Annotated in this window: 5 protein-coding genes; 3 read left to right on the top strand and 2 right to left on the bottom strand. The window is 41.8% G+C overall.

From position 1 onward, the window contains the following. Positions 1-242 precede the first annotated feature (242 nt). Positions 243-446, bottom strand: coding sequence for a hypothetical protein (locus tag LGZ99_RS23925; protein WP_036807197.1), 204 nt, complete (start codon positions 444-446; stop codon positions 243-245). Positions 447-847: 401 nt separating this feature from the next. Continuing rightward, on the bottom strand, positions 848-1,450 hold the full coding sequence (locus tag LGZ99_RS23920; protein ID WP_036807200.1) for a helix-turn-helix domain-containing protein: 603 nt from the start codon (positions 1,448-1,450) through the stop codon (positions 848-850). A 126-nt stretch (positions 1,451-1,576) separates the two neighbouring features. On the opposite strand from LGZ99_RS23920, the gene LGZ99_RS23915 reads away from it, so the two are divergent. The 3 genes from LGZ99_RS23915 (at position 1,577) to LGZ99_RS23905 (ending at position 2,660) form a co-directional block, all read left to right on the top strand. Then, positions 1,577-1,804, top strand: a complete 228-nt coding sequence (locus LGZ99_RS23915; protein WP_036807203.1) for a helix-turn-helix domain-containing protein — start codon at positions 1,577-1,579, stop codon at positions 1,802-1,804. A gap of 2 nt (positions 1,805-1,806) precedes the next feature. Continuing rightward, positions 1,807-2,100 (top strand): hypothetical protein, encoded by a 294-nt coding sequence (locus LGZ99_RS23910; protein WP_390894056.1) that lies wholly within the window; start codon positions 1,807-1,809, stop codon positions 2,098-2,100. Between the two features lie 254 nt (positions 2,101-2,354). After that, a complete protein-coding gene (locus tag LGZ99_RS23905) occupies positions 2,355-2,660 on the top strand; it encodes a hypothetical protein (protein WP_023044920.1) in 306 nt (101 codons plus the stop codon). The last annotated feature ends 128 nt before the right edge of the window (positions 2,661-2,788 follow it).

Genomic DNA, 2,788 nt, shown 5'->3' with positions numbered 1-2,788 from the left:
TTATTTGCCCCATCCATACAATGAAGTACCCCGAAAACATTTCGGATAACGCATCTTTGGCTTGCCGATAACTTTCAGCCGCATATTTAACTTTGACAATGAGCTGTTCAGTATCTGTGTATTTTTTGACTGCAAAAATAAAAGTCTTTGTGGTATCATTCGTGTTGAACATGATAATCGTCCCTCAGCGTTTATTAGTGTTCAGGCTCTGGTGTTTGATTGTCGTCGGTACCAGAGCCAGTTCAGTCCAAATTAAGCTTGTCTGTTCCCAATGCGGATTCAAGGGAGCAATTGACTTCATAGTTAATATCACACACAAGAGCAATTAGTTCGCACAACTCGCCTGAACATTTTTCTTTGTCAGCCATACTCGTGATGACTTCATAAAGTGAACAAGCCAAACCTGAGCGGTATTTTGCATCGTCTAAAGTAATTGGTTTACGCATGATCTGCCTCCATGTTGTGGCGTTTTATTGCTGAAAAAATAAAAGTCTTCTTGAACATAATAATCATACCTCGGTGTGTTTATTGTTGTTCCTGCTCATTCAACTACTTCTGTTTCTTCTGGTGATTAAAACTATCACCTTGGTGGTATTTAATCTATCACTATAGTTCTAACTATTCTAGACCTATAGTGATAAAAAGTTGTTTTTTATTTTATGATATTGAAATAAAAGAAATTTTTGTTAAAAAACAAAAAATGTTTTTTTATCTTGATAATTGTAATGATTTAGTTAAAAATTAAGATACTGTACGTCTAAACAGTATCTTAAGGGGAAGGAATGCCAGACCTATTGCGAACGCACCCAGGGATTTATGCTACAACAATCGAAATTGAACGGGGTTATTATCGTCTTCGTTTCATATCGCGGAACAGGTATACAATAACACCCACTAATTCAACGTCAGGACTGATAGGAGTTAATGGTACCCTAGCATCATCAACCGATAGAAAGCCGAAAGCACCACCTTGTACAAAACGATATACAGAGTAGTTTTCTCCTATGCGCGCATATACCAAATCATTGTTAGCTGCTTTTTCTGATCTATCGATTACAACTAAAGAACCTTCTGGAGCTTCTGCGCAGCCAGTATTTTGGGTGATTCTATACGCTCTGTACGCGTCAGATGATTCAAAGAATCCCGGAATCATAATTGTATCCCCTGTATCACTATCGGCATCATAGATTTTTACAGGAAACGATTTAGTGCACTTTACCACAACTGAGGTGGGTGAGTTATCTGGGTGCATGGGACCACTGCCATCACTAAGCCATTCTGGGCGCACACCGAGAACTCTAGCCAACTCAACAACTTTAGTAGTGCTTTGCGCTTTTCCTGTGGTTAACTTCCATATCATGGACTGAGCCATGTCTACTTCCTTGGCAAGAGAAGACTGTGTGAAGTCTTTCTTTCTCATTGCCTCTTTTAGTCTTTTCGCGAATGTCATACCCACCTCTTCAATAAGTTTTGTTAATTCTATCTCTAAAGTGATATCTTTGCAAAAACACTATAGTGATTGATTTATCTTTTTGGTGATATTAATATCACCATGGAGTTAATAAGAGGATGGAGTATGAAAAATCTTGCGGTAGAAAAGGCTATAAAAATTGTGGGTAATCAAACAATACTTGCCAATGCATTAGGGTGTAGACAGTCATTAGTTAGCGCTTGGTTGCATGGGAAGAAGCGCGTTTCTGTCTCATCTGTTCCTGACATTGTGGACCTTACAAAAGGCGAAGTTCAGCCTCACGAATTACGCCCAGATCTTCCAAAGGTGTTCCCACCACCCGGAAATTATTAACCATGTTCCCTAATTCCTACGCTCAGGTATCAATGCCATCGCATTTTTACCCGGATGACAGCAAATGGATACAGGAGATGTTACTGAGTCTTGATCCGGCTACACGGGCAAAAATCACGGTGAAGTATGCCGAGGTGTATGAAGCGACTTGGGATGAAGAGCCCGTTTCATACCGGAAAGATAACACGGCAAGACGAGCGGCAAATATCCGGCTCAGGGAATTTGTCAGGAAGTATGCAAGAGCGAGTCAGGGTTATACCGAGGAGCCGCAGTTAGCGAAGGAGAAAAGAACTTGAAAGGTTACTTGGATGTTTGGACGTCTAGATGTTTGGATGGTTTGGGGAAGAGGGGAAAACTTTCTAGGGGGGTAAGGGGGGTGATCTTTGAAAGGGGTGTTAGGGAAGGCACAGCCAAGGAAAAACAACTCAGATCTTATAGAAGATCACTATAGGGATATAAAAGCCGGAATACGCCCAGACGTCTAAACGGCTAAATTGATATTCGGTCAGGGCTGTGTTCCTGGCAAAGTGAAATAACAGAGGATTGCACAATGGAAATAAGCGAGAAACTTATAGGCGACTTAGAGCGGCTCCTTTCCGTGAAAGGGTGTTCCGGTCTGACAAAATGGGAATACGACTTTATCAACGGACTTAGCCGTTATTTTCGGGGTGGAAAATATCTAACAGGTAGACAAAAGAATACGGCCCGTAGCTTGATAAAAAAATATTCAGAAGGGAGCAAGAAACCGGTGGACACTTTTGCGAGGAATTCACCGGTTCTTGCAGGCACCACTCAGAATTCAGTACCCACAGGCGATTATGTCACTGAATCCGCCTTAAGGGAATGGGGGAAATAAAGCATGCTGACGATAACCCCAAACACAACTCAGAGCCGTGCCTTGTCCATGTTGCGCCAGAACTGGAAACAACACAGTACCTTCATGGTATATGCGCCTACCGGGAGTGGTAAAACAGGCTTATCGGC

This window comes from Photorhabdus temperata (genome assembly GCF_025384845.1).
Taxonomy (GTDB): Bacteria; Pseudomonadota; Gammaproteobacteria; order Enterobacterales; family Enterobacteriaceae; genus Photorhabdus; species Photorhabdus temperata.
Note: the sequence above shows the minus strand (reverse complement) of the source record. Positions and strands in the feature narration are given on the sequence as shown.